Below are 22,528 nucleotides of genomic sequence, written 5' to 3' on the forward strand. Positions count from 1 at the left end.
GACTCCTTTTTGTCTATTCTGCCTAATTTTCTTTTTTTGGTCAATGCATAAATCAAGAGTACGAAAAAACTTTGCATATATGGTAGAATAAACAATGAATGTTAATGAAGTAGAGGTATCAGCTATGGAACGAGATTGGGAAGCATTTTTAGCACCATATGAACAAACTGTATCAGAATTGAAAGTGAAACTGCGGGGAATCCGTAAACAGTTTCGTGAACAAAATCGTCATGTTCCAATTGAATTTGTCACTGGGAGAGTCAAACCAGTTGACAGTATCGTAACAAAGTCACAGTTACGTCATATTCCGATGGGACGCTTAGAAGAAGAAATGTCTGATATTGCCGGCTTAAGGATCATGTGTCAGTTTGTAGAAGATATCCATCAAGTTGTTGAGATTATCCGTAAAAGAAAAGACATGAAAGTCCTTCAAGAACGGGATTACATCACTAATAAGAAAGCAAGTGGCTACCGTTCGTATCATCTGGTGATCGAGTATCCTGTACAGCTGATCAGTGGTGAGAAGAAAATTTTGGCGGAAATCCAAATACGGACCCTTGCGATGAATTTCTGGGCAACGATCGAGCATTCGCTGAATTATAAATATCAAGGCGTTTTTCCAGAAGAAATGAGCGAACGACTTCAGCGTGCGGCAGAAGCTGCGTATCAACTGGATGAAGAGATGTCCAGTATCCGTGAAGAAATCCAAGAAGCACAGCGATTGTTCTCCCATGGAAGAGGAAAATCAGATGATGTCTACTATCGAACGCTTTTGAAGAAAGAAAGCGAAAGAGAGGAGGCAGGGGATGAAAGTAGCGATCGTTCACAATAAAGAAGCAAAGACCATAGAAGTGGCTGAGCGCTTGAACACACTATTAGAACAAGCTGGGATCCAGCGAGATGATCATGAGCCAGAATTGGTCATCTCAATTGGTGGAGATGGCACATTATTATCGGCATTTCATCACTACAGTCATTGTCTGAATGATGTGCGTTTCTTAGGCGTGCATACAGGTCATTTAGGGTTTTATACTGATTGGCGAGATTACGAGCTGGAAGAACTAGTAGACAGCTTGCGAACAAATCGGGAACAAAGTGTCAGCTATCCCTTGCTGGATGTTCGGATCAGTTATTTGGATGAAACGCCTGATCAGCATTTTTTAGCACTAAATGAATCAACGATTAAACGGGCCAATCGTACGATGGTAGCCGATGTATACATTAAAAATGAATTGTTTGAAAGTTTCAGAGGAGATGGATTGACAATTTCTACACCCACTGGTTCGACTGCCTATAATAAAAGTGTCGGCGGTGCAGTGATCCATCCTAGTATCAATGCCTTTCAATTGGCTGAGATTGCTTCGCTGAATAATCGAGTGTTTCGTACTTTGGGTTCTCCGATCGTGATTGCCCATGATGAGTGGTTGGAAATAAAATTGGAAAATACAGAAGATTATCTTGTAACGGTTGATCAATTGAATGTCGCAAAAGCAGATATCCGTTCTATTTATTATCGCATAGCAGAAGAACGGATCCATTTTGCTTCTTATCGACATATGCATTTTTGGCATCGCGTGAAAGATGCCTTTATTGGTGAGGATTAATATGCAGTTTACATGGGATTATGAGAAAGATCATTCTCAGCAGGTAAAATATTTTTTAAAAGAAAAAGGGATCTCAAAAGGTCTGTTAGCGAAAATAAAATTTCAAGGCGGTCAAATCAAAGTCAATGATCAAGTAGAAAATGTCTTGTTTTCTCTAGCCAAGGATGATAAGGTAACCATTGTGATTCCTGCTGAAGGAGAACATGAAACCGTACTTTTGGACGAAACGCCGATCGATATCGTGTATGAAGATGAACATGTTCTGGTAGTAAACAAACCAGCAGGCGTTTCGTCCATTCCTGCCCAATACCATCCAAATGGGACAATGGCTAATCGTGTAAAGGCTTATTACAAAAAACAAGGGTACGAAAACCAAGTAATCCATGTAGTTACACGACTAGACCGTGATACGTCTGGCTTGATGCTTTTTGCCAAGCATGGGTTTGCGCACGCGAAATTAGACACGCAGCTTCGTGAAAAGAAGTTTGTAAAAAAATATCAGGCATTAGTCAGTGGAATGCTTTCAAATTTATCGGCACATGGACATATCGATTTGCCGATTGCCCGAGATTATTCTTCGCTACTGAAGCGAATGGTCTCTGATGAAGGACGTTCTGCACAGACGGAGTACTGGATAGAGAAGCGACTAGCAGAAATCGCGTTAGTTGATATCCAGTTGCATACAGGAAGGACACATCAAATAAGAGTTCATTTTTCCGCCATTGGCTGTGCACTGCTCGGTGATGATATGTATAGCGGACGAATGGATCTGGGAATAAAAAGACAAGCCCTTCATTGTTATGATCTGCGTTTTTACCACCCATTTACAGAAGAGCTGCTGGAGTTCAAGCAGCCTTTAGCCGCAGACATGGAGGCAGTTGTGAGACGGTTTGAAGAATAAGGCGAGGTGAGATTGGTTTGGATGAAAATCAAGAATTAGAGGAAAGATTTGCCCAGTTGACTCAAGATTTAAGGGAAAATAATATTCAGGCATTCAGAAACAGTTTTTTAGAGATGCATATCTATGAGCAGGGGCAGTTCTACCAATCTCTTACAGAAGAGAACAGGCAGCTGATCTATTCCTATCTGTCGCCTAAAGAATTAGCGGATATGTTCGATGTGATTGAAGAAGACAACGAACATATGAAAGAATATCTGGATGAGATGCGTCCTAGCTATGCAGCGGATATGCTTTCTGAGATGTATACAGATAATGCTGTCGATTTGCTTAATACGTTAGATAAAAAGCAAATTGCTAAATATTTAAGTTTGATGTCTGCAGACGATGCCAGTGAGATCAAGGAATTGCTCCATTACGAAGACGAAACAGCTGGTGCAATCATGACTACTGAATTTGTTTCGATCGTAGCAAATCAAACCGTTCGCTCTGCGATGTATGTGTTGAAGAATGAAGCAGATGTTGCTGAAACAATCTATTACATCTATGTCGTTAATCAAGAAGGTCAACTAGTGGGGGTTATTTCTCTACGCGACCTAATCGTGAATGATGATGATGCTATGATTTCTGATCTGATGAGCGAGCGGGTGCTTTCAGTTCATGTAGGCGACGACCAAGAAGATGTGGCACAAACATTCAGGGATTATGACTTCTTAGCTCTTCCTGTCACCGATTATGATGATCATTTGTTGGGAATCGTCACAGTTGATGACATCATTGACGTTATTGATGATGAAGCTGCCAGCGATTATTCAGGACTTGCCGGGGTCAATGTGGAAGAAATCAATGAAAATCCAGTAAAGGCAGCATCTCGACGTTTGCCTTGGCTAATCACTCTGTTGTTTTTAGGTATGTCTACTGCTTCTTTAATCAGTCATTATGAAGACTTGGTAAGTGAAGCGAGCATTTTAGCGGTCTTCATTTCGCTGATCACAGGAACAGCTGGTAATGCTGGAACCCAGTCGCTGGCTGTGGCTGTCCGTCGACTTGCAATCTCTGATGACAAAGATCACGGGTTTGTCCGACTTGTTTTGGCTGAAGTCTTGACCGGCGTCGTAACAGGAGCTGTTACAGGGATTACGATTTTTCTGATCGTGGGCTTTTGGAAACATAATTTTATCTTAGGGTTTGTGATAGGGATGGCCATGTTGTTTGCGATAACAGTGGCGAATCTTGCAGGTAGTTTGATTCCGATGCTGATGGATCGTCTAGGATTTGATCCAGCGGTAGCAAGCGGTCCATTTATCACGACCTTGAGTGATTTGACAAGTGTACTGATTTATTTCAATATTGCCTCTTTATTTATGGGGTATTTTATGTAAAAAGCAAAAACATTGGCAACAAGTATACTGCTTGTTGCCAATGTTTTTTTGTTTATAAGATTATGGCTGAAGTTCAACGATTTTAGTTCCGTGGACTTCACTCACGTTTAATTCTTTAGCTACATGTGCTGCATTCGCTGCTGTTACGCCACCACCGGGCAAAATGATCAAACGGCCATCTGCATAGTCAATCAATTCTTTGAGCCGTGGGAAATGTTCTTCAATCGTTTGATCAGCAGGGCCTCCATGCGTCAAGATACGGTCAACACCGTGCGCTGCTAGCCAATCGATTGCTTCAAATTGCCGTTCTTCAGGAATACTGTCAAAAGCCATATGGAAGGTGATCTGTACGCCTTCTGCGGTTTCGATCAATAGTTCCAATGCTTCTTCGTCTAGCCATCCTGAGGGAGTAAGACAACCAAAAACTACGCCATCCGTCCCTAATTTCTTTGCTTCAATCAAATCAGTATGCATAATTTTCAATTCGATATCGTTATAGACAAAATCGCCCCCTCTAGGACGGATAATCGTCATTACAGGGATATTTTTTTCCCCTGCGTAAGTTAATGTTTCTTCGATCACACCAGTACTTGGGGTCGTTCCGCCGACCGCTAAGTTGTCACATAATTCGATTCGGTTAGCTCCTCTGGCAACTGCCAGAGGAATAGATGTGTAGTTTTCAGCACAAAATTCTTTGATCATCTGATCTTCTCCTTTGTCTTTCACTTTCTTGTAGGCATTGTATCATATTTTTACCAGTTGCCAAAGTGAGCATCTAACGGTAAGATAAAACAGAAATGAGGGGGAACTATGTTAAAAAAAATTGACCGAGGACGCCAGTTTTTGGCAGAAAAACATCAGCTGTTCCGCTGTCCAGTTTGCCAAGAAGAGGTAGAAAAGTCTGATAATGGCTTGATATGCAAAAATAATCACCGTTTTGATCTGTCCAAAAAAGGAACACTTTACTTTTTATCCCACGGGGTTAAAACAGAATATGATCAAGAAATGTTCGTTCCAAGGCGTAGAATGATCCAATCAGGCATGTATCAGCCTGTTATTGAGACTATCGCACAGCATCTGCCTAATGAAGCCTCGCTATTAGATGTCGGCTGTGGAGAAGGAAGCTTCTTGAATGAACTTTCAAAATTGAAAAAGATTCAAACTGCTGTTGGATTTGATATTTCAAAAGAAGGGGTCTATGCAGCTACGGAACAATCTGTCGAGGCATTTTGGTGTGTAGCGGATTTGACCAATTTGCCATTTGCTGATCAGACATTTAACACGATCTTAAATATCTTTTCGCCTTCTCATTACCAAGAATTTCAACGTGTACTGTCAGAAGATGGAGAGGTGCTGAAGGTAGTGCCGCAAGAAAATTATTTAAAAGAACTGCGTCAGGCTTTTTATCCGAATCAACCTGAAAAACAAAGCTATTCCAATGATCGTGTAGTCGCAAAGTTTACTGAATCGATGAAACTAACTGAACGTCAGCGTGTGACCTATGAATTTGAGATACCAGAAGAAAATCGAAAAGATCTTTTAGCAATGTCGCCCTTAGAGTGGCAAGTGGAGGAGGAAATCAAAGCAGACTTGTACAAGAATCCTTTGAATAAGATTACAATTGACATAGAATTATTAAAAGGAACTAAGAGAAAACGGTTTTCTAGTAGTTTTTAAAGAGTAGAGGTTGCAAAAGTAAGTTGAGGGTGTTATAGTAGCAACAAGTTGTTTTTTCATTGGTTTTTATCAGGTTCCTGTTCTGATAAAAGTTAGTGAGAAGAGCTTCACTAACGTAACGACTCGCAGTGACTGACACCGAGTTGATACGTTTTTTTTTATGCAAAAATCAAATTGTCAGAAAATAGAAACGAACATAAATATGAGAGGAATGGTCCTGATGAATCATATCGTTTTATTCGAACCGTTAATACCTGCAAACACCGGAAATATTGCCCGTACGTGTGCGGCCACGAATACGCCGCTTCATTTAATTGAGCCCCTAGGTTTTTCAACGGATGACAAACATCTGAAACGAGCAGGGTTAGATTATTGGAATGATGTAAATATTACTTATCACAGTGATTTAGAAGCTTTTTTAGCATTTTTAGGTGATCGTAAACTACACTTGATCTCAAAATTTGCCCATAAGGTATACAGTGAAGAAAATTTTGCTGATGGAGAAGAGCACTTCTTTTTATTTGGAAAGGAAACAACTGGCTTGCCAGAAACGTTTATGCGCGAAAACGAGGAAAAGTGTTTGCGCATCCCTATGAATGATGAGCATGTTCGTTCATTGAATTTATCGAATACAGCTGCAATGATTGTGTACGAAGCACTTCGTCAGCAAGGATTCCCTAATTTAGAATTAACGCACCATTATGAAAATGACAAGCTGGATTAGACAGTTTATTATAGAGTAAAATAAAAGAAAGACAGGAGTTTGCTGCGTATGGAACTATATTTTACCCGACATGGGAAGACACAATGGAATCAGGAAAGACGTTTTCAAGGGAGCAATGGCGATTCTCCGCTTTTGCCTCAAAGTTATGAAGAAATCAAAGCATTTGGGAAAAAAGTAAAATATGTTCCTTTTAAAGCAATTTATTCCAGTACAGCAAAACGAGCACGCGATACAGCAGAAGGTATCAATAAAGAGCTTGCTCGTCCGGTAGAGATTTTTTATACAGATAAACTGCGAGAACTAGGGCTAGGTACTTTAGAAGGACAATCAATCGATGAAATGTATCAGAAATACCCAGATAATCTGCCGAATTTGCGTAATCACTTAGATCTATATGATCCTTCTCCTTTTCATGGAGAAACGATTGAATCAGCAATCACACGTATTGAAACTGTTGTAGCGGATGCGGTTGCTCAACATAAAAACGGACCTCTTTTATTCGTAGGTCATGGGGCCTCATTAACTGCTGCCATTCAATGGATGACAGGGAAAGAGCTAAGTGAGTTGCGGGAAATGGGCGGTTTGTTCAATAGCAGCCTGACGATTTTAGAGACTGAAGAGCCTTGCAAATTATTGTCGTATGAACTGAAGGTATGGAACCAAACAGATTTTTTAGGAACTGAAACAGCACCAGAACCTTTACTATAGAAGAAGGAGGCGGCTTCCGATGCAGCCAGAAGAAATGCCTTATTTCGTTGGTACAGTTGCCGCGATTTTTTTTCAAAATCCTAGTAATTTTTACAAAGTGCTTTTGGTACACATCAGCGAAACCACAGCTGATTACCGTGAAAAAGAGATTGTAGTTACCGGAAGCTTTGGCGATATCCAAGAAAATGAGACCTATCGTTTTTATGGAGAACTAGTGGATCACCCTAAATACGGAAGACAGCTTAAAGTCGAAAGATATGAGCAAGAAAAACCAACAACTGCGAATGGGATCGTAGCTTATCTTTCCAGCGAAAAATTCCCTGGAATCGGTAAGAAAACAGCAGAGAAAATCGTCGAGTTGCTGGGAGAAGATGCTATCGAAAAAATCATTGCTGATCCTTCGGTATTAAAACAAATCGCTGGTTTAACGAAGCCAAAAAGAGAAATGCTTGCTGAGACCATTCGTCTAAATCACGGGATGGACCAAGTAATCATGGGATTGAATCGTTATGGATTCGGTAGTCAGTTAGCCTTCAGTATTTATCAGACCTATAAGAACGAGTCTTTGGATATCATCGAAGAAAATCCGTATCAGCTAGTCGAAGACATAGAAGGAATCGGGTTCAAACGTGCAGATAATCTAGCCGAACAAATCGGTATTGCAGCAGATTCACCTAGAAGAATCCGAGCAGCCATCTTGCATCAGATTTTTCAGCATGCTGTTCAAACAGGAGATACATACGTACCGGCGGAAACATTGCTTCAGCAAACCATCCGTATTTTAGAAACAAGTCGTCCAATCGAAATTCTGCCTGATCAGGTTGCTACTGTGATTATCCAGCTTGTTGAAGAAGGAAAAATCCAACAAGAAGAAACGAATCTTTACGAAAACAGTTTGTATTTTTCTGAATGGGGAATCGGCAATTCCATCCAGCGTCTGCTCAGCCGTAAAAAAGAAATCCATTATCCTGAAAAAGAAGTGCAGAAAAATATTCGGCGTATCGAAAAAATATTCGGTATACAGTATGGACCCTCGCAAGAACAAGCAATCGCTGAAGCCATCCGTTCTCCTCTATTTATTTTAACAGGAGGACCAGGTACGGGGAAAACTACTGTGATCAATGGGATCGTCAATCTTTTTGCAGAGTTGAATGGTCTGGAATTGGATCCGTCAAAATATACCCAAGAAATTTTTCCTATTCTGCTTGCAGCACCCACTGGCCGGGCAGCTAAACGAATGAACGAGACAACAGGTCTGCCTGCCAGTACAATCCATCGTTTACTTGGGCTGAATGGACGGGAAAAAACACCTTCAGTCAGCACGAAAGAATTAGAAGGCGGACTTTTGATCGTTGATGAGATGTCTATGGTCGATACATGGCTGGCTAACACATTATTCAAAGCGATTCCGACGAATATGCAGGTTATCCTAGTAGGAGATAAAGATCAGCTTCCTTCTGTCGGTCCTGGACAAGTGTTACATGACCTTTTGGAAATCGAACAAATTCCTAAAATGGAACTCAATCAGATTTATCGACAAGGTGATGGTTCTAGTATTATTCCTCTTGCCCATGAAATCAAAGAAGGACGTCTACCAAAAGATTTCACAAAGAATCAAAAAGATCGTTCCTATTTCCGGAGCGACGCGTATCAAATTGAACCCTTGATTTCTAAAATTGTGGAAAAAGCGAAAAATAAGGGATTCCGTGCACAAGATATCCAAGTATTAGCACCAATGTATCGGGGACCAGCAGGGATCGATGCGTTAAATAAAATGATGCAGGAGATATTCAATCCAGGGAGACCTGGGAAAAAGGAAGTGCATTGGAACGACACCGTTTATCGGATAGGAGACAAAGTACTCCAGTTAGTCAATACTCCCGAATTGAATGTATTCAATGGGGATATGGGAGAAATCACGGGGATTATCTTGGCAAAAGATTCGGAAGATAAAGTGGATGAATTAGTTATCCAGTTTGATGCAAATGAGGTCACTTATAAAAGAAACGAGTGGAATAAAATTACTCTTTCTTATTGTTGCTCGATCCATAAATCACAGGGCAGTGAATTCAAAATGGTCATTTTGCCCATGGTCCATCAATATCAGCGTATGCTTCAGCGTAATCTACTCTACACGGCGGTTACTCGGAGTAAGGAACTGTTGATTTTGTTAGGGGAAGAGCAAGCGTATGCCACTTGTGTAGCGAATGAATCGGCAAGCCGAATGACTACGTTGAAATCAAGAATCATCGATAATGAAAAAATGACTATCACTCTGCGGACAAAACTAGCAGCTTATGAAGATTCTTTGATTGGAAATGATCCATTTGAAGATGGGACCTATACGAAAGAGTCGCAGGACATAAAAGAAAAGTTACCTATAAAAGACGACAGTGGAACGAATGAATCGAAAAACCAAGTAATGGAAACAGTAGAACCAGATCTGTTTTCTTCATCGGTTGTGGAAGAAAAGAAAGAAGAGATAGAACCTGCTGTTCCTAAGGAGTTCGTTCTTACTGCAGAAGCGATTAATCAGAAATTAGTAGATCCAATGATTGGTATGGAAAACATTACACCGTATACATTATAAAAGAATCTGACGATACGTATGCGCTATTTATTGGCAATATTGATCACTTAAAAAGCGGATGTGACACGACGTGTGCCTCATCCGCTTTTTGAAATTATTCTTGGTGACTTGGAGTGAAATTGTAGGTTCATGCCGTCTTGGTAAACGGTGTTCAAAAGACAGTTTCTCGGTATGAAGTCAAATTTTTGCAAAAATGTGAACAGCCATTTCCACAAAATTTTTCTACATACTCGAAACTACTTGAAAAATAACTGATTTTTTGTAGAAAACTGCAGATCAAAAGGACGAGGAGCGACATCTTCTCCATCTTCTTGACCATATTGCGGCGTTGTTGAAACGATTCGTAATCTGTTTGTTGTGTAGTGATGGAAATATTTCGATTTCAATTGTTTTTTCTGCATAAGTAAAAGGATAAGCCATATGATTTTAAAAATATTGATTCGTTCGACCACGACAAAATCAATGACTGGTTTAGACGCATCTGCAGTTGGAGCAATTGCGATTCCTCCTCCAAAAAAAGGATGCTTCGTTGCTGTACATAAAAATGCATTTGAAAAACTTAACTGCTTTCCTCCTGCATCCACTAGAATTGGAAATCCTTTTTGAGTAAATAAAGTCCGGAGAATAGAGAACAAGTACGAAAAAGAACCTAAGTTGTATTTGTTCAATCGCTCTTTTGTAGAAGAATGATTTGTCGCATGGACGATAGCCGCATCTAATCCAATACCGAAATTATTAACAGCTATTCCTTTTTTTTCACTTATTTTTTCTTCATAAGCCATTATATGGACTTTATCTGGTGATTGAGCTGCTAAAATCAGCTGAAGTGCTTTTTTAGGATTCTTTGAAAGTCCCGCTCCTCGAGCAAAATCATTTCCAGAGCCTGCTGGAATATAAGCGACAGGAAATTCAACTTCCATCTGATAGAAAGTATCAAGTACCTGATGCAAGGTACCGTCTCCTCCTACGATGATCAAAAGAGGGAAAGTTTCGATTGTTTCCTGTTCTTCTGTCCAAGGTACTAATGTTTCTTTTGCCAGAATTTCAGCAATCTCCGCATCATGTCCTTTGTATTCACTGTAATGAAGGGTATAGTCGACATGTTTATTTTTTAATACTGGCAAGATTTTTTCTGCTACTTTATGGCCGTTTCCACTGCCTGCCGATGGATTGATCAATAAATGATAATGGAATTTCATATTTTCCTCCTGCTATTCAATACAACAAGATATTTTAATCATCCTGTTTGCTGGTTAACCAATAATTAGCAAGCTTTTTCTATTTTTGGAATGAAAGAAACTTGTTTTTTACAAAAAAACACCTGTTACAAAATTAATTCTTGGTTATTATAGCAGAAGACTAGGAGAATGAAAAAGGTCTGAAGACCGAAAAACACAAAAAAGCCTAGCAAGCGCATCATCCATTACTTACGTAAGGAGAAGTTCCAAGGTTCGGTATGTCCACTTAGATCTTCAGCTACTTGCTAGACTATTCTCTAGTAAGAGGTTGCTCAAATTCCCACATCCTTTTTTATTTATTTAAGTTTCACAACAATTCTTTTCGTGCAGAACCTATTTCGTCTGCTTTACTGGGAATTCTTATGACCCCTTACACTTATCTTATACCATATTTTGAGACTTTTAGCAAGCGTTTACATTTTTGTTTATTTACTTTTTTCAAAAGTAGATAAGACAGATTGAAATAAATGAAAAGTCTGTTATAATTATTGTTTGTTTCACATAATCGCGGTTCATCAACCATCCCGCGTTAAAAAAACTAGGAGAAACGAGGAGAGAAAATGCAAAAAACGAAAAGCAGACAACGGTTGTCCGTAATCGTTGTAAATGGTATCATCATGGCTCTTTATCTAGCGCTAACTATTTTAGTTGCGCCTGTATCCTCAGGGCCGATCCAGTTTCGTATTTCAGAAAGTTTGAATCATTTAGTTGTCTTTAACCGTAAATTACTTTGGGGAGTTTTGGGCGGGGTCATCGTCTATAATGCTTTCTTTGGATTTGGTATCATGGATGTGGTTTTTGGCGGTGGCCAAACATTGCTTTCTTTAGGTCTGACAGCTTTATTGCAAAACAAAGTGACAAATGTAAAGATGCGTTTAGTATTGAACACGATCTTCTTTACTATCAGCATGGGATTGATTGCTTATATGCTAGTTCCGACAGGTGGCCAAGCATTTTGGACAACCTATGGTACACTTGCATTAAGCGAGTTCATCATCATGGCTGTTTCAGCACCACTGATGTATTATTTAGATCGTTCGCTTGATTTTGAAAAGCGTATCTAATTGTAAAAAAACGACAAAAGAAAGCAGCTGAGCTGTACTTCTTTTGTCGTTTTTATTATGCTTCTTGGTTTTGCAAATTTTCGATTTCTACCACTTTATAATTCTTTTTCTCTAAGTGGTTGACGATCGTTTCACATACTTTCGGTTCAGTGTTTGCCGGCAGCGTAATCAACGTACGTCGGATGTATTCGTCTTTTTCGATATCAAGAGTAATGCAGCTGGCAATGCTACTGTGTTTTGAAATGATTTTTGCGATAGCAGCCAGATCTCCTTGCTTTCCTGTAGAAGCAATTGTCAGCACATAGCTTCCTTGTTCTACGCTCCAAGATTGAGAGAGCATATTAAGTAATGTGCTATGTGTCAAAATACCATAAAAATGATTTTCACTGTCAAGGACAGCAATGTAAGGAAGCTCTTTGATCGTAAAGAATACTTTGAAGAAAGAAGTATCCAGATAAATGAACTTTGTGGCATTTTTCAAAAGATGAGTGACAGGAAGCGTCATATCACCGCCGTTTGCTTTATGACGATAGATGTGCATTTTGTAAATATTTCCACGGAAAATATTACCTGAAGAATCTAAGATCGGCACACAACGGTATCCGGAAGTTTCTAAAATTTTTAATGCTTCTTCTAATGTACTAGTCTCTGTAACGGTTGTCAGATCTTTTTTCTTATATACAAGTGTTTTTAATAGCATCGCTATACCTCCAATTGTCTCATTTTAGCTTAATTTCAAATTAATCATATCATAATTTTATCTAAAACAATAGATAGTTTATTTCACAAATTGACAAGTAAAAAGTTACGTGATACTGTTATTAAGTATAAGTCTGATTCTCAGCAAGGGGGCAGAAGTAAATGGCAAAGAAAAAAGCAGCACTCGCTTGTTCCGTTTGTGGGTCTCGTAACTACACAAAATCAGTCAGTGAAGGAAAAAGCGGCGAACGTTTAGAAATCAACAAATTTTGTAAATATTGTAATCAATATACATTACATAAAGAAACGAAATAAACAGCAGCAAAGGAGGATGTCTCATGAAATTTCTAAAAAGCGTAAAAGATGAAATCAAACAAGTAACTTGGCCAAGCAGAAAACAACTTCGTAAAGATACGTTGGTAGTTATCGAAACTTCTATTCTTTTCGGGTTGATGTTTTACGTAATGGATACAGCAATCCAAAGTTTATTTGGCTGGATCTTAAAATAACTCGCTAGCCACAACGTGCTTTTAGTGCTATAATGAAACGAAAGAAAAACTTCGGGTGTACTGAGGTTTTTTTATTTTACAATGAAATGAGGAGCCTTCAATGGAATCTTTTGAAAAAAACTGGTATGTCTTGCATACATATTCAGGATATGAAAACAAAGTAAAAGCAAATATCGAATCTCGTGCGCAAAGTATGAAAATGGCCGACTTTATTTTCCGTGTCGTTGTTCCTGAAGAAAAAGAAACAGAAGTCAAAAATGGGAAAGAAAAAGAAATCGTTCATAAAACATTTCCAGGATATGTTCTTGTTGAAATGATCATGACAGACGCTTCCTGGTATGTTGTCCGTAACACACCAGGCGTGACAGGATTCGTTGGTTCACACGGAGCTGGAAGCAAACCAGCACCACTACTTCCAGAAGAAGTCAATCATATCTTGCGTTCTATCGGAATGAGTCTACGACAAAATGATCTAGAAGTAGAAGTTGGCGAAGTTGTGAAAATCATCGAAGGCGCATTTGCTGGATTAGAAGGACAAGTAACAGAAGTTGACGGAGAAAAAGAAAAATTGAAAGTCAACATCGATATGTTTGGTCGTGAAACAAGTACAGAACTTGATTTCGATCAAGTAGATAAAATCGATTAATAAAGAGACTTGAAATGTCGATCATACGATTGACCTTTCAAGTCTTTCTTTTTTCTATATGGAAAGGAAGAGGCGAATGACAAATCGAATCAAAAATGTATGCAAACATGCGGCTACAGCAGCTTTAGTGCTTATCAGCTTGTTTGCGATAAGTGGTTGCCAGACGACGAAGACGAAGACTACTGTAGTTTCTGATAAAGAAAAAACGGTAGAATCCAGTAAAGTGATAGAAAAAACCACTATTCCAACACTTTTTTTCCATGGCTACAGCGGGACAGAAAATTCCTTTAAAGGGATGTTGCAACGTTTGGAAAAAAATCAAAAAGCAGTAAAAGAATTAGTTTTAATAGTAGGAGCAGATGGACAAATACAAGCAGAAGGGGACTTGTCTGGAAAAGCAGACAACCCGATGGTCCAAGTATTGTTTGAAGATAATAAAAACAACGAGTGGAACCAAGCAGAATGGATCAAATCTTGTCTTTTGTATCTGAAAGAAAACGAGGGCATAGACAAAGTCAACATAGTGGGGCATTCCATGGGAGGAGTTAGTGCATTACGCTATTTAGGAACATATGGACAGGATACGTCATTGCCGCAAGTTCAGACATTTACGGCAATTGGTGCACCTTTTAATGATTTTGTCGATGACAGTGGGCAATCTCTGACAGAGGAGTTAGCAAAGGGGCCTGCTGTTGTTTCTAGCCGCTATCAAGATTATCAGCAAATGATCGGAAATATGCCTACAACTACTCGATTTTTCCTGATTGCCGGACAATTAGATGAAGCAGACTTGAGTGATGGGACAGTACCGTTAAACAGTGCATTAGCTGTCTATGCGTTGTTGAAACAACACGGAAATGAAGTAGAAGAAAAAATAGTAAAAGGCGAAAATGCCGCTCATAGTATGCTTCATGAAAACCAAGAAGTAGATCAGCTTGTTAGTCGATTTGTTTGGAACGAATAGCAAGAAAAGGATCCGAGAGTAAAAATTTGCTTACTTTTTGTAAGGATAGTATGATTTATATGTAATCAAGAAGATGAAAGAAGGATCTACTATGACTTATCATACAAGTAATGAAGAACATCCAATCGATATTGTAAACATTGCCTCACTAGAAGGTCGTGTAAAAGAGCGCATGGAAGCAGGAGCTTTTGGCTATATTCGCGGTGGTTCTGAAGATGAGTGGACGATGAAAGAAAATACGACTTCTTTTAATACAAAAAAAATCATGCCACGGATATTACGCGGAATCGACTCAGCAGATTTGCATACATCAGTTTTTGGAATTGAATTAGACACACCGATTATCCAAGCGCCATCAGCGGCCCAAGGATTGGCACATGAAAAAGGGGAAGCTGATACAGCTAAAGGGGTAGCTGCTGCTGGATCAATCTTTTCCATCAGCACTTATGCAAATACGACAATCAAAGATGCAGCAGATGCAGCGCCAGGCGCACCGCAGTTTTTCCAATTATATATGAGTAAAGACGATGGATTCAATGAGTTCATTTTGAAAAAAGCAGTAGAAGCAGGGGCTAAAGCCATTATTTTAACGGCAGATTCAACGCTCGGTGGTTACCGTGAAGAAGATGTGATCAATCAATTCCAATTTCCATTACCAATGCCTAATTTAGCTGCTTATAGCGAACAAAGTGCAAGTGGGAATGGCGAAGGAAAAGGAATTGCAGAAATTTATGCAGCCGCAAAACAAGGCTTGACACCAGATGACATCAAAACAATCAAAGAAATCACCAATCTTCCAGTCATCGTAAAAGGAATACAATCGCCAGAAGATGCAGTAATCGCTATCTCTGCAGGGGCAGATGGTATCTGGGTATCTAATCATGGGGGTCGACAATTAGACGGAGGTCCTGCTTCCTTTGAAGTATTGCCAAAAATTGCCGAAGTAGTCAATAAACGTGTGCCAGTGATTTTCGACTCTGGCGTCCGTCGAGGAGAACATGTCTTTAAAGCTTTGGCAAGTGGTGCTGACTTAGTTGCGATTGGTCGACCAGTGATTTATGGATTGAATCTAGGTGGGGCAGAAGGAGTAACTTCTGTTTTTGAACATCTGAACAAAGAATTGTCGATCACGATGCAACTTGCAGGAACAAAAACGATTGATGAAGTAAAAAATACGAAATTGATGGATTAATAAAAAAACGAAGAGAGGCCTAACTGTGCGTCTCTTCGTTTTTTTGTGATGGAAATAACTAATCTCTTAATACTCGAAACTAAGCAGCTTTTTTACGACCTCTTATTTAAAATCTCTTCCGTAAGTCGCTTAGCAGTTGGCGTAACAGCTAAGCCGCCTTCTGCTGTCTCTTTGAAAATCGATGGCATTTGACGTCCGACTTGATACATCGCAGCAACGACTTCATCCGGTGGAATGACACTTTCGATACCCGCTAATGCCATATCAGCAGAGATGAAAGCTTGAGAAGACCCTAAAGCATTACGTTTGACACAAGGTACTTCAACTAAACCTGCAACAGGATCACAAATCAGTCCCATCATATTTTTCAATGTGATGGCTACTGCTTGAGCTGCTTGATGAGGAGTTCCGTTTTTTGCGCAAACCAAAGCTGCCGCTGCCATTGCACTTGCAGAACCAACTTCTGCTTGACAACCCCCTTCTGCGCCACTAATAGAAGCGTTGTTCGCGATTACTAACCCGAAAGCGCCAGCAGTAAACAAAAATTCCAATTGTTGTTCATGTGACAAACCAAGCCGATCTCGGACAGCCATTAACACACCAGGAACAACCCCCGCACTGCCAGCAGTCGGTGTAGCACAAATCAATCCCATTTTTGCATTGACTTCGTTAACAGCTACAGCGTTGCGTACAGCCTTTAAGATCGTTTCTCCGCTCAAAAAATCTGCCTCGTTCAAATAATCATCTAATTTTTTTGCATCGCCACCGGTAATCCCTGTGACGGAGGTGACACCTTCTTTTCCCTCGTTGATTGATTGTTCCATTACTGAAAGATTTTTTTCCATAATCGCAATGATCTGACTACGGGAACGACCGCTCATTTCCATTTCAACTGCAATCATCAATTCTGCTACACTTGAATAAGCTTTCGCTTGGTCTACTAATTCTTCAATCGATAAAAACATTTTTTCAGCTCCTTAATCGAAATAGTTTACGCTGTCGATATTTGGCAGCTGTTTGAGTCTTCTTACTGTTTCTTCAACTTGAGGATTATCTACTTCAATGATCATGATGGCACTTTCGCCTTTTGATTCCCGTGTCACTGTCATAGTACCGATATTCGTATTGGTTTCAGAAAGTATACCAGTCACTTTAGCGATCATCCCTGGAACATCCTGGTGGACAACGATCAAGGTAGGTGTTCCCATGCTTAAAGAAATTTTGAATCCATTCAATTCAGAAATCTGGATATTGCCACCGCCAATCGAAATGCCAGTAACTGAAAGCTTTCGTGTTCCTTTTTTTAGAAGCATCTTTACAGAGTTTGGATGTTCGGCTTTTTCACTCTTAGGAACAAACAAGACTTCCATGCCAGCTTCATATGCCAATTTCAAAGAATCAGCTAAACGTTCATCATCAGGTTCCATTCCTAATAGACCGCCAACTAATGCAATGTCTGTTCCGTGCCCCCGATAGGTTTTTGCAAATGATTCATATAGATAAATATCTACAGAATCAGGTTGCTCGCCAAATATACTGCGTACGATCTTCCCAATTCTAGCTGCTCCAGCTGTGTGGGAGCTACTTGGACCAATCATCACAGGTCCAATAATATCAAAGACACTTCTATACCTTAAATCTTTCATTTTCTCCACCTCATTTTATTATGTAGGAATCTTTGTACAAGGGTCTAAAAAACCGCGTTATTGTTTGTTTTCATCTGTTGAACCATGCTAGCGCAAGTGTAACATAAAAGAAGAAATGGGAACGAAAAATTGTTGTTTTTTTAGAATAAATTTAGCGTTTATTCAAGCAAAATGTAAAAATAGCAGAAAAAAATCTTGAAAAAACAAATAAATTTGCTATACTGTACCAGTGTGCATTGTTTTGCACATTATTTGTCTGGATTTTTTCAGATCAGATAAAACGTGGGAGGAGAAATATGCATCTCCAATTAACCACATCACGGACTTAAGGAGGTATGTCTCGTGGCAAAGAAAGTAGAAAAAATCGTTAAATTGCAAATTCCTGCAGGGAAAGCAACTCCAGCTCCACCAGTAGGTCCTGCACTAGGTCAAGCGGGTATCAATATCATGGGATTCACAAAAGAATTCAACGCTCGTACAGCTGATCAAGCAGGTTTGATCATTCCGGTTGTTATTTCTGTATACGAAGACCGTTCATTCACATTCGTTACAAAAACACCGCCAGCTGCTGTTCTATTGAAAAAAGCAGCTAAAATCGAAAAAGGTTCAGGTGAACCAAACAAAAATAAAGTTGCGAAAGTTTCTAGCGATCAAGTAAGAGAAATCGCTGAATTAAAAATGGAAGACCTAAACGCAGCTAACGTTGAAGCAGCAATGCGCATGGTTGAAGGAACTGCACGAAGCATGGGGATCACTGTAGAATAATCTCTACACCCTAAGACAGCAGCTTCTCAGTTGGCTCTATATTGAAAGATATAGAACACGTGGGAGGTACAACCGTTATAACCACAATCAAGGAGGAACCAAAATGGCTAAAAAGAGCAAAAAAATGCAAGATGCATTAAAAAAAGTTGATTCAAGTAAAGTTTATCCTGTTGCCGAAGCAGTAGCTTTAGCAAAAGAAACAAACATTGCAAAATTTGATGCAACAGTTGAAGTTGCATACCGTTTGAACGTAGACCCTAAAAAAGCAGACCAACAAATCCGTGGTGCTGTTGTATTACCAAACGGAACTGGTAAAACACAAACTGTTTTAGTTTTTGCTAAAGGAGACAAAGCAAAAGAAGCTGAAGCAGCTGGTGCAGATTTCGTAGGTGACGACGACATGGTTCAAAAAATCCAAAACGGATGGTTTGACTTTGACGTAGTTGTTGCAACACCTGATATGATGGCTACTGTAGGTCGTCTAGGACGTGTATTAGGACCAAAAGGCTTAATGCCAAACCCTAAAACTGGTACAGTTACAATGGATGTAACAAAAGCAGTAAACGAAGTGAAAGCTGGTAAAGTAACTTACCGTGTAGACAAAGCTGGAAACATCCATGTACCAATCGGAAAAGTTTCATTTGATGATGAAAAATTAGTTGAAAACTTTGCAACAATCCATGATGTATTGCTAAAAGCTAAACCATCAGCAGCTAAAGGTCAATACATGAAAAATGTAACGATCACAACAACATTTGGACCTGGTATCCATGTTGACCAAGCTTCTTTCTAATCAAATATTAGAACGTTGATTGATCCAACTGAAAAATAATTCTTGACTCGACTAGTTTAGCATGCTAAGCTAGTTGAGGTTAATAATTAACTTGTACCGAAGACAGTAGGTGGCTCCAAGCCTTAATTTCCTACCGAGGACGTTTATTGAATATATTCAATAGTCCCTCTATGTCTGCGGTGGCATAGAGTTTTTTATTGTGAATCACTATGAACGAAGTGAAGAGATGATGAACAATACTGGTTGAGCAAAGCGAAAGGAGTTTCCTTTCGAGCAAAGCGAGTAGAATCACTATGAACGAAGAGAATAGATGATAAACAATACTGGTTGAGCAAAGAAACTATACAAGTGATTTGCCTTTTCAGTTCAAAAAACTCTTCCATCAAAATTCAGGAGGTGAAACTCAAAAATGAGTGAAGCAATTATCGCAAAAAAAGCAGCAATCGTTGATGAAGTAAGCGAAAAATTTACAGCAGCTGCATCAGTAGTAGTCGTTGACTACCGCGGATTAACAGTTGATGAAGTAACACGTTTACGTAAACAACTTCGTGATGCTAACGTAGAAATGAAAGTTATCAAAAACTCAATTCTTTCACGTGCAGCTAAAAAAGCTGGCCTTGAAGGCATGGACGAAGTATTCACTGGACCTACAGCCGTTGCATTCAGTAACGAAGATGTAGTTGCACCAGCGAAAATCATGGACGAATTTGCTAAAGAAGCAAAAGCATTAGAAATCAAAGGCGGTATCATCGAAGGTAAAGTATCTTCATTGGAAGAAATCACAGCATTGGCAAAATTGCCAAATCGCGAAGGACTTCTATCTATGTTGCTATCTGTACTACAAGCGCCAGTCCGCAATGTGGCTTACGCTGTCAAAGCAGTGGCAGACAAAGAAGATGGAGATGCAGCTTAATTGCCGCATAAAGTATTAAATAAAAAAGAACATTTAAACGGAGGAAATTATAATGGCATTGAACATTGAAAACATCGTTGCTGAGTTAAAAGAAGCAACTATCCTAGAACTTAACGACCTAGTTAAAGCTATTGAAGAAGAATTTGGCGTATCTGCTGCTGCTCCTGTAGCTGTAGCTGCTGCTGGTGGCGCTGCTGCTGCTGAAGAACAAACAGAATTCACTGTAGAATTAACTGCAGCTGGAGACCAAAAAGTTAAAGTTATCAAAGCAGTTCGTGAAGCAACTGGCTTAGGCTTGAAAGAAGCTAAAGCTGTAGTTGATGGCGCTCCTGCACCAGTTAAAGAAGGCGTATCTAAAGAAGAAGCTGACGAATTGAAAGCTAAACTTGAAGAAGTTGGCGCATCTGTAACTGTTAAATAATTTTTTAACTATTTGAAAGCACTGAGATCCTATCTTGGATTTCGGTGCTTTTTTGTTTTTATGTTAAACTATTATTTAATAAATATAGATTTTTTTCAGGAGGAAATATGAAAAAGAAAGAAATCCGATTGATTTTGATCACGTTGGGAATCGTTCTGATACTGATGGTGGGTTATCGGTTGTATTTAGAATACCAGACAGATATACAATTATTTTTAAACCCTAGAGCAAGTAAGGAAGAGCTGCTTGCACATATTCGTTCTCATGGTTTTTCTGCATCGCTACTCTTGATTGTGTTGACAGCGGTGATGTGTGCTGTTCCGGGTATCCCTACTTCGGTTATTGGTGTCATTGCCGGATTGAGCTTTGGTCCGTTTATTGGGGCAGGTATCAATGTTTTAGGGAATGCTTTGGGCAATATCTCCGCTGTGTTTTTGATGCACCGATTGAAATTTTTAGATAAGAAAACCGAAACGAATCATTGGGTGCAATCCATTCGGCAAATGAAACATCCAAAAATAGGCGTAATGTTAGGTTACATGATACCGGTGATCCCATCTTCTATGGTCAATTTTGCTGCAGATGCGATGAAGTTGCCTCTTCAGCAAATCGTAATGTCGATTGTGATTGGAGTCATCCCTTCATCTGTGTTGTATGCGTGTGGGGGAGAAGCTCTGTTTCACGGATATAACAAAACTGCAGTCACGTTGGTTGCAAGTGTTACTGTGCTAGTAGGGTTAGTTGTCTTCATTTATAAAGATCGCAAGAAAAAACAAGGAAAACAAAGACAAAAATAATAACTGTGGCGAATAGTTGTATTTTTCTATTTCCAATCTTTTCCATAAGTTGTAAACTAAGATAGGAAATGGGGAAATCAATGGAGAGTAAAGAAAAAACACCTTTAACAACATCGCTTATTTTATTATTATCAATCACTTGCGGCGTCGTTGTTGCCAATATGTATTACATCCAACCGATTGGAACAAAAGTAGCAGCTAGTTTATCTGTTAGCACAAGTGCAGTCGGGATATTAACAATGTTGACCCAGTTAGGCTATGCACTAGGGCTACTGTTTTTAGTTCCTTTAGGGGACGTGGTGGATCGTCCAAAATTAATTATACGAATGGCAGCGTTATCTGCTATCTCGCTGTTGGCCGCTTTTTTTGCGCCTTCGTTTGCGTTATTTGCATGCGCTTCTTTTTTAATAGGATTACTTTCGATCGTGCCGCAAATCATCATTCCTTACGGTGCGGTACTAGCGGGACCAAAAGCAAGAGGAAAAGTCATGGGAACATTGCTTAGCGGTTTACTCGTAGGGATTTTGCTTTCTCGGACGGTATCTGGTATTGTTGCCAGTCTTTTTTCTTGGCGGATGATCTATTTATTTGCTTTATGTGCCGTCGGGATTCTTACACTTCTGCTTTACTGGAAGATGCCGCGTTCTGTCCAGCAAAGTAGTACATCTGTTTCATACCTTGATTCACTCAAAAGTTTGCCGCATTTAGTTGCCTCTCAACGTTTATTAAGAGAAGCGGCAGTCAGCGGATTTTTTATGTTTGGCACATTTTCGATCTTTTGGTCTACGTTGATTTTTTATATCAGCAGTCCCGCTTACAATTGGGGGACATTTGAAGCAGGGATATTAGCGATTTTTGGGTTGTCTGGAGCAGTCGCTGCACCTATCGTGGGACGACTGGCAGATTCTTATTCTGAAAGAAAAATCGTATATATGGGACTTGTTATGCAAACAATAAGTTTTATTGCTTTATTGGTTGGCGGAAGCCATTTGGCCATTTTGCTTTTAGCTATTATTTTATTAGACGTCGGGAATCAATTTGGTCAAGTCGCTAATCAAACACGAGTACAAGGACTAGGTGAAGCAGCAAGCAACCGAAATAATACTGTATTTATGTTTATGTACTTTATTGGAGGTGCGGCTGGTTCATTGCTAGGGACGACCATGTGGCAACAGTATGGTTGGTTAGGTGTAACGGTTAGCGGACTTGTTTTCCAAGGGTGTGCGTTTTTCTTTCAAACAGTTGTTTTTAAAGGAAAGAGAAATCTCGAAAATAAAAAATAGACGAAAAGAGGTTGT

Annotated in this window: 25 protein-coding genes, 1 riboswitch and 1 other annotated feature; of the genes, 20 read left to right on the top strand and 5 right to left on the bottom strand. The window is 39.5% G+C overall.

Annotated elements, in window-relative coordinates; all coding sequences use genetic code 11:
- Positions 1-124: 124 nt before the first annotated feature.
- From ESP02_RS02520 to mgtE, 4 genes are read left to right on the top strand one after another with little or no spacing between them, the layout of a single operon-like run.
- Positions 125-832: a GTP pyrophosphokinase family protein gene (locus tag ESP02_RS02520; RefSeq protein ID WP_002309982.1), complete on the top strand. Its 708-nt coding sequence runs from the start codon at positions 125-127 to the stop codon at positions 830-832.
- The gene (locus ESP02_RS02525; RefSeq protein WP_002315658.1) at positions 807-1,604 is read left to right on the top strand and encodes an NAD kinase; all 798 of its coding nucleotides are present in this window, start codon (positions 807-809) and stop codon (positions 1,602-1,604) included. The genes ESP02_RS02520 and ESP02_RS02525 overlap by 26 nt, the downstream gene beginning before the upstream one ends.
- A gap of 1 nt (position 1,605) precedes the next feature.
- Complete coding sequence (locus tag ESP02_RS02530) at positions 1,606-2,505, top strand: RluA family pseudouridine synthase (RefSeq protein WP_010732876.1); 900 nt, start codon at positions 1,606-1,608, stop codon at positions 2,503-2,505.
- 17 nt (positions 2,506-2,522) lie between these two features.
- The gene (gene mgtE, locus ESP02_RS02535; RefSeq protein ID WP_002315660.1) at positions 2,523-3,884 is read left to right on the top strand and encodes a magnesium transporter; all 1,362 of its coding nucleotides are present in this window, start codon (positions 2,523-2,525) and stop codon (positions 3,882-3,884) included.
- A gap of 60 nt (positions 3,885-3,944) precedes the next feature.
- On the opposite strand, the gene ESP02_RS02540 is transcribed toward mgtE, so the two are convergent.
- Positions 3,945-4,586 carry a copper homeostasis protein CutC gene (locus tag ESP02_RS02540; protein ID WP_038399108.1) on the bottom strand — a complete coding sequence of 214 codons (642 nt, stop codon included), beginning with the start codon at positions 4,584-4,586 and terminating at the stop codon, positions 3,945-3,947.
- A gap of 108 nt (positions 4,587-4,694) precedes the next feature.
- On the opposite strand from ESP02_RS02540, the gene ESP02_RS02545 reads away from it, so the two are divergent.
- The 4 genes from ESP02_RS02545 to ESP02_RS02560 all read left to right on the top strand — a co-directional run bounded on the left by ESP02_RS02545 (position 4,695) and on the right by ESP02_RS02560 (position 9,583).
- Positions 4,695-5,561, top strand: coding sequence for a methyltransferase domain-containing protein (locus ESP02_RS02545; RefSeq protein WP_002373109.1), 867 nt, complete (start codon positions 4,695-4,697; stop codon positions 5,559-5,561).
- Positions 5,562-5,781: 220 nt separating this feature from the next.
- Complete coding sequence (gene trmL / locus ESP02_RS02550) at positions 5,782-6,285, top strand: tRNA (uridine(34)/cytosine(34)/5-carboxymethylaminomethyluridine(34)-2'-O)-methyltransferase TrmL (protein WP_029682507.1); 504 nt, start codon at positions 5,782-5,784, stop codon at positions 6,283-6,285.
- Positions 6,286-6,333: 48 nt separating this feature from the next.
- The gene (locus ESP02_RS02555; RefSeq protein WP_002373116.1) at positions 6,334-6,993 is read left to right on the top strand and encodes a histidine phosphatase family protein; all 660 of its coding nucleotides are present in this window, start codon (positions 6,334-6,336) and stop codon (positions 6,991-6,993) included.
- 19 nt (positions 6,994-7,012) lie between these two features.
- Positions 7,013-9,583 carry an ATP-dependent RecD-like DNA helicase gene (locus ESP02_RS02560; RefSeq protein WP_038399106.1) on the top strand — a complete coding sequence of 857 codons (2,571 nt, stop codon included), beginning with the start codon at positions 7,013-7,015 and terminating at the stop codon, positions 9,581-9,583.
- 236 nt (positions 9,584-9,819) lie between these two features.
- Here the strand turns inward: ESP02_RS02560 and ESP02_RS02565 are convergent, their stop codons facing one another.
- Positions 9,820-10,782 (bottom strand): diacylglycerol kinase family protein, encoded by a 963-nt coding sequence (locus ESP02_RS02565; RefSeq protein ID WP_002373119.1) that lies wholly within the window; start codon positions 10,780-10,782, stop codon positions 9,820-9,822.
- 540 nt (positions 10,783-11,322) lie between these two features.
- Positions 11,323-11,369, top strand: a riboswitch (PreQ1 riboswitch).
- 12 nt (positions 11,370-11,381) lie between these two features.
- On the opposite strand from ESP02_RS02565, the gene ESP02_RS02570 reads away from it, so the two are divergent.
- Entirely contained in the window at positions 11,382-11,885 is a 504-nt protein-coding gene (locus tag ESP02_RS02570) for a QueT transporter family protein (protein WP_002373120.1), read from the top strand.
- 55 nt (positions 11,886-11,940) lie between these two features.
- Here the strand turns inward: ESP02_RS02570 and cbpA are convergent, their stop codons facing one another.
- On the bottom strand, positions 11,941-12,585 hold the full coding sequence (gene cbpA, locus ESP02_RS02575; RefSeq protein ID WP_002315667.1) for a cyclic di-AMP binding protein CbpA: 645 nt from the start codon (positions 12,583-12,585) through the stop codon (positions 11,941-11,943).
- Positions 12,586-12,746: 161 nt separating this feature from the next.
- On the opposite strand from cbpA, the gene rpmG reads away from it, so the two are divergent.
- From rpmG to ESP02_RS02600, 5 genes are all read left to right on the top strand, one after another.
- The gene (gene rpmG, locus ESP02_RS02580; protein WP_002294578.1) at positions 12,747-12,899 is read left to right on the top strand and encodes a 50S ribosomal protein L33; all 153 of its coding nucleotides are present in this window, start codon (positions 12,747-12,749) and stop codon (positions 12,897-12,899) included.
- Between the two features lie 23 nt (positions 12,900-12,922).
- Entirely contained in the window at positions 12,923-13,093 is a 171-nt protein-coding gene (secE, locus tag ESP02_RS02585; RefSeq protein ID WP_002373121.1) for a preprotein translocase subunit SecE, read from the top strand.
- Between the two features lie 100 nt (positions 13,094-13,193).
- Complete coding sequence (gene nusG / locus ESP02_RS02590; RefSeq protein ID WP_002294580.1) at positions 13,194-13,739, top strand: transcription termination/antitermination protein NusG; 546 nt, start codon at positions 13,194-13,196, stop codon at positions 13,737-13,739.
- Between the two features lie 58 nt (positions 13,740-13,797).
- Positions 13,798-14,703, top strand: a complete 906-nt coding sequence (locus tag ESP02_RS02595) for an alpha/beta fold hydrolase (RefSeq protein ID WP_038399105.1) — start codon at positions 13,798-13,800, stop codon at positions 14,701-14,703.
- 91 nt (positions 14,704-14,794) lie between these two features.
- Complete coding sequence (locus ESP02_RS02600; RefSeq protein WP_002315669.1) at positions 14,795-15,895, top strand: lactate oxidase; 1,101 nt, start codon at positions 14,795-14,797, stop codon at positions 15,893-15,895.
- A gap of 92 nt (positions 15,896-15,987) precedes the next feature.
- On the opposite strand, the gene sdaAA is transcribed toward ESP02_RS02600, so the two are convergent.
- Positions 15,988-16,860, bottom strand: a complete 873-nt coding sequence (sdaAA, locus tag ESP02_RS02605; protein WP_002309997.1) for an L-serine ammonia-lyase, iron-sulfur-dependent, subunit alpha — start codon at positions 16,858-16,860, stop codon at positions 15,988-15,990.
- Positions 16,861-16,872: 12 nt separating this feature from the next.
- Complete coding sequence (sdaAB, locus tag ESP02_RS02610) at positions 16,873-17,541, bottom strand: L-serine ammonia-lyase, iron-sulfur-dependent subunit beta (protein WP_010732884.1); 669 nt, start codon at positions 17,539-17,541, stop codon at positions 16,873-16,875.
- Positions 17,542-17,883: 342 nt separating this feature from the next.
- Here sdaAB and rplK point away from each other — a divergent pair, with 342 nt between their 5' ends.
- The 6 genes from rplK (at position 17,884) to ESP02_RS02640 (ending at position 22,513) form a co-directional block, all read left to right on the top strand.
- Entirely contained in the window at positions 17,884-18,306 is a 423-nt protein-coding gene (gene rplK, locus ESP02_RS02615; RefSeq protein WP_002291638.1) for a 50S ribosomal protein L11, read from the top strand.
- A 103-nt stretch (positions 18,307-18,409) separates the two neighbouring features.
- Entirely contained in the window at positions 18,410-19,099 is a 690-nt protein-coding gene (gene rplA, locus ESP02_RS02620; protein ID WP_002291636.1) for a 50S ribosomal protein L1, read from the top strand.
- A gap of 78 nt (positions 19,100-19,177) precedes the next feature.
- Positions 19,178-19,305 (top strand) — a sequence feature (ribosomal protein L10 leader region).
- Between the two features lie 203 nt (positions 19,306-19,508).
- Entirely contained in the window at positions 19,509-20,012 is a 504-nt protein-coding gene (gene rplJ / locus ESP02_RS02625; RefSeq protein WP_002291634.1) for a 50S ribosomal protein L10, read from the top strand.
- 52 nt (positions 20,013-20,064) lie between these two features.
- Complete coding sequence (rplL, locus tag ESP02_RS02630; protein ID WP_002291633.1) at positions 20,065-20,433, top strand: 50S ribosomal protein L7/L12; 369 nt, start codon at positions 20,065-20,067, stop codon at positions 20,431-20,433.
- A gap of 107 nt (positions 20,434-20,540) precedes the next feature.
- A complete protein-coding gene (locus ESP02_RS02635; protein ID WP_002373125.1) occupies positions 20,541-21,230 on the top strand; it encodes a TVP38/TMEM64 family protein in 690 nt (229 codons plus the stop codon).
- A gap of 80 nt (positions 21,231-21,310) precedes the next feature.
- On the top strand, positions 21,311-22,513 hold the full coding sequence (locus ESP02_RS02640; protein ID WP_002373126.1) for an MFS transporter: 1,203 nt from the start codon (positions 21,311-21,313) through the stop codon (positions 22,511-22,513).
- The last annotated feature ends 15 nt before the right edge of the window (positions 22,514-22,528 follow it).

The sequence above is a fragment of the Enterococcus sp. NBRC 3427 genome, from assembly GCF_007996925.1.
GTDB lineage: Bacteria > Bacillota > Bacilli > Lactobacillales > Enterococcaceae > Enterococcus_B > Enterococcus_B lactis.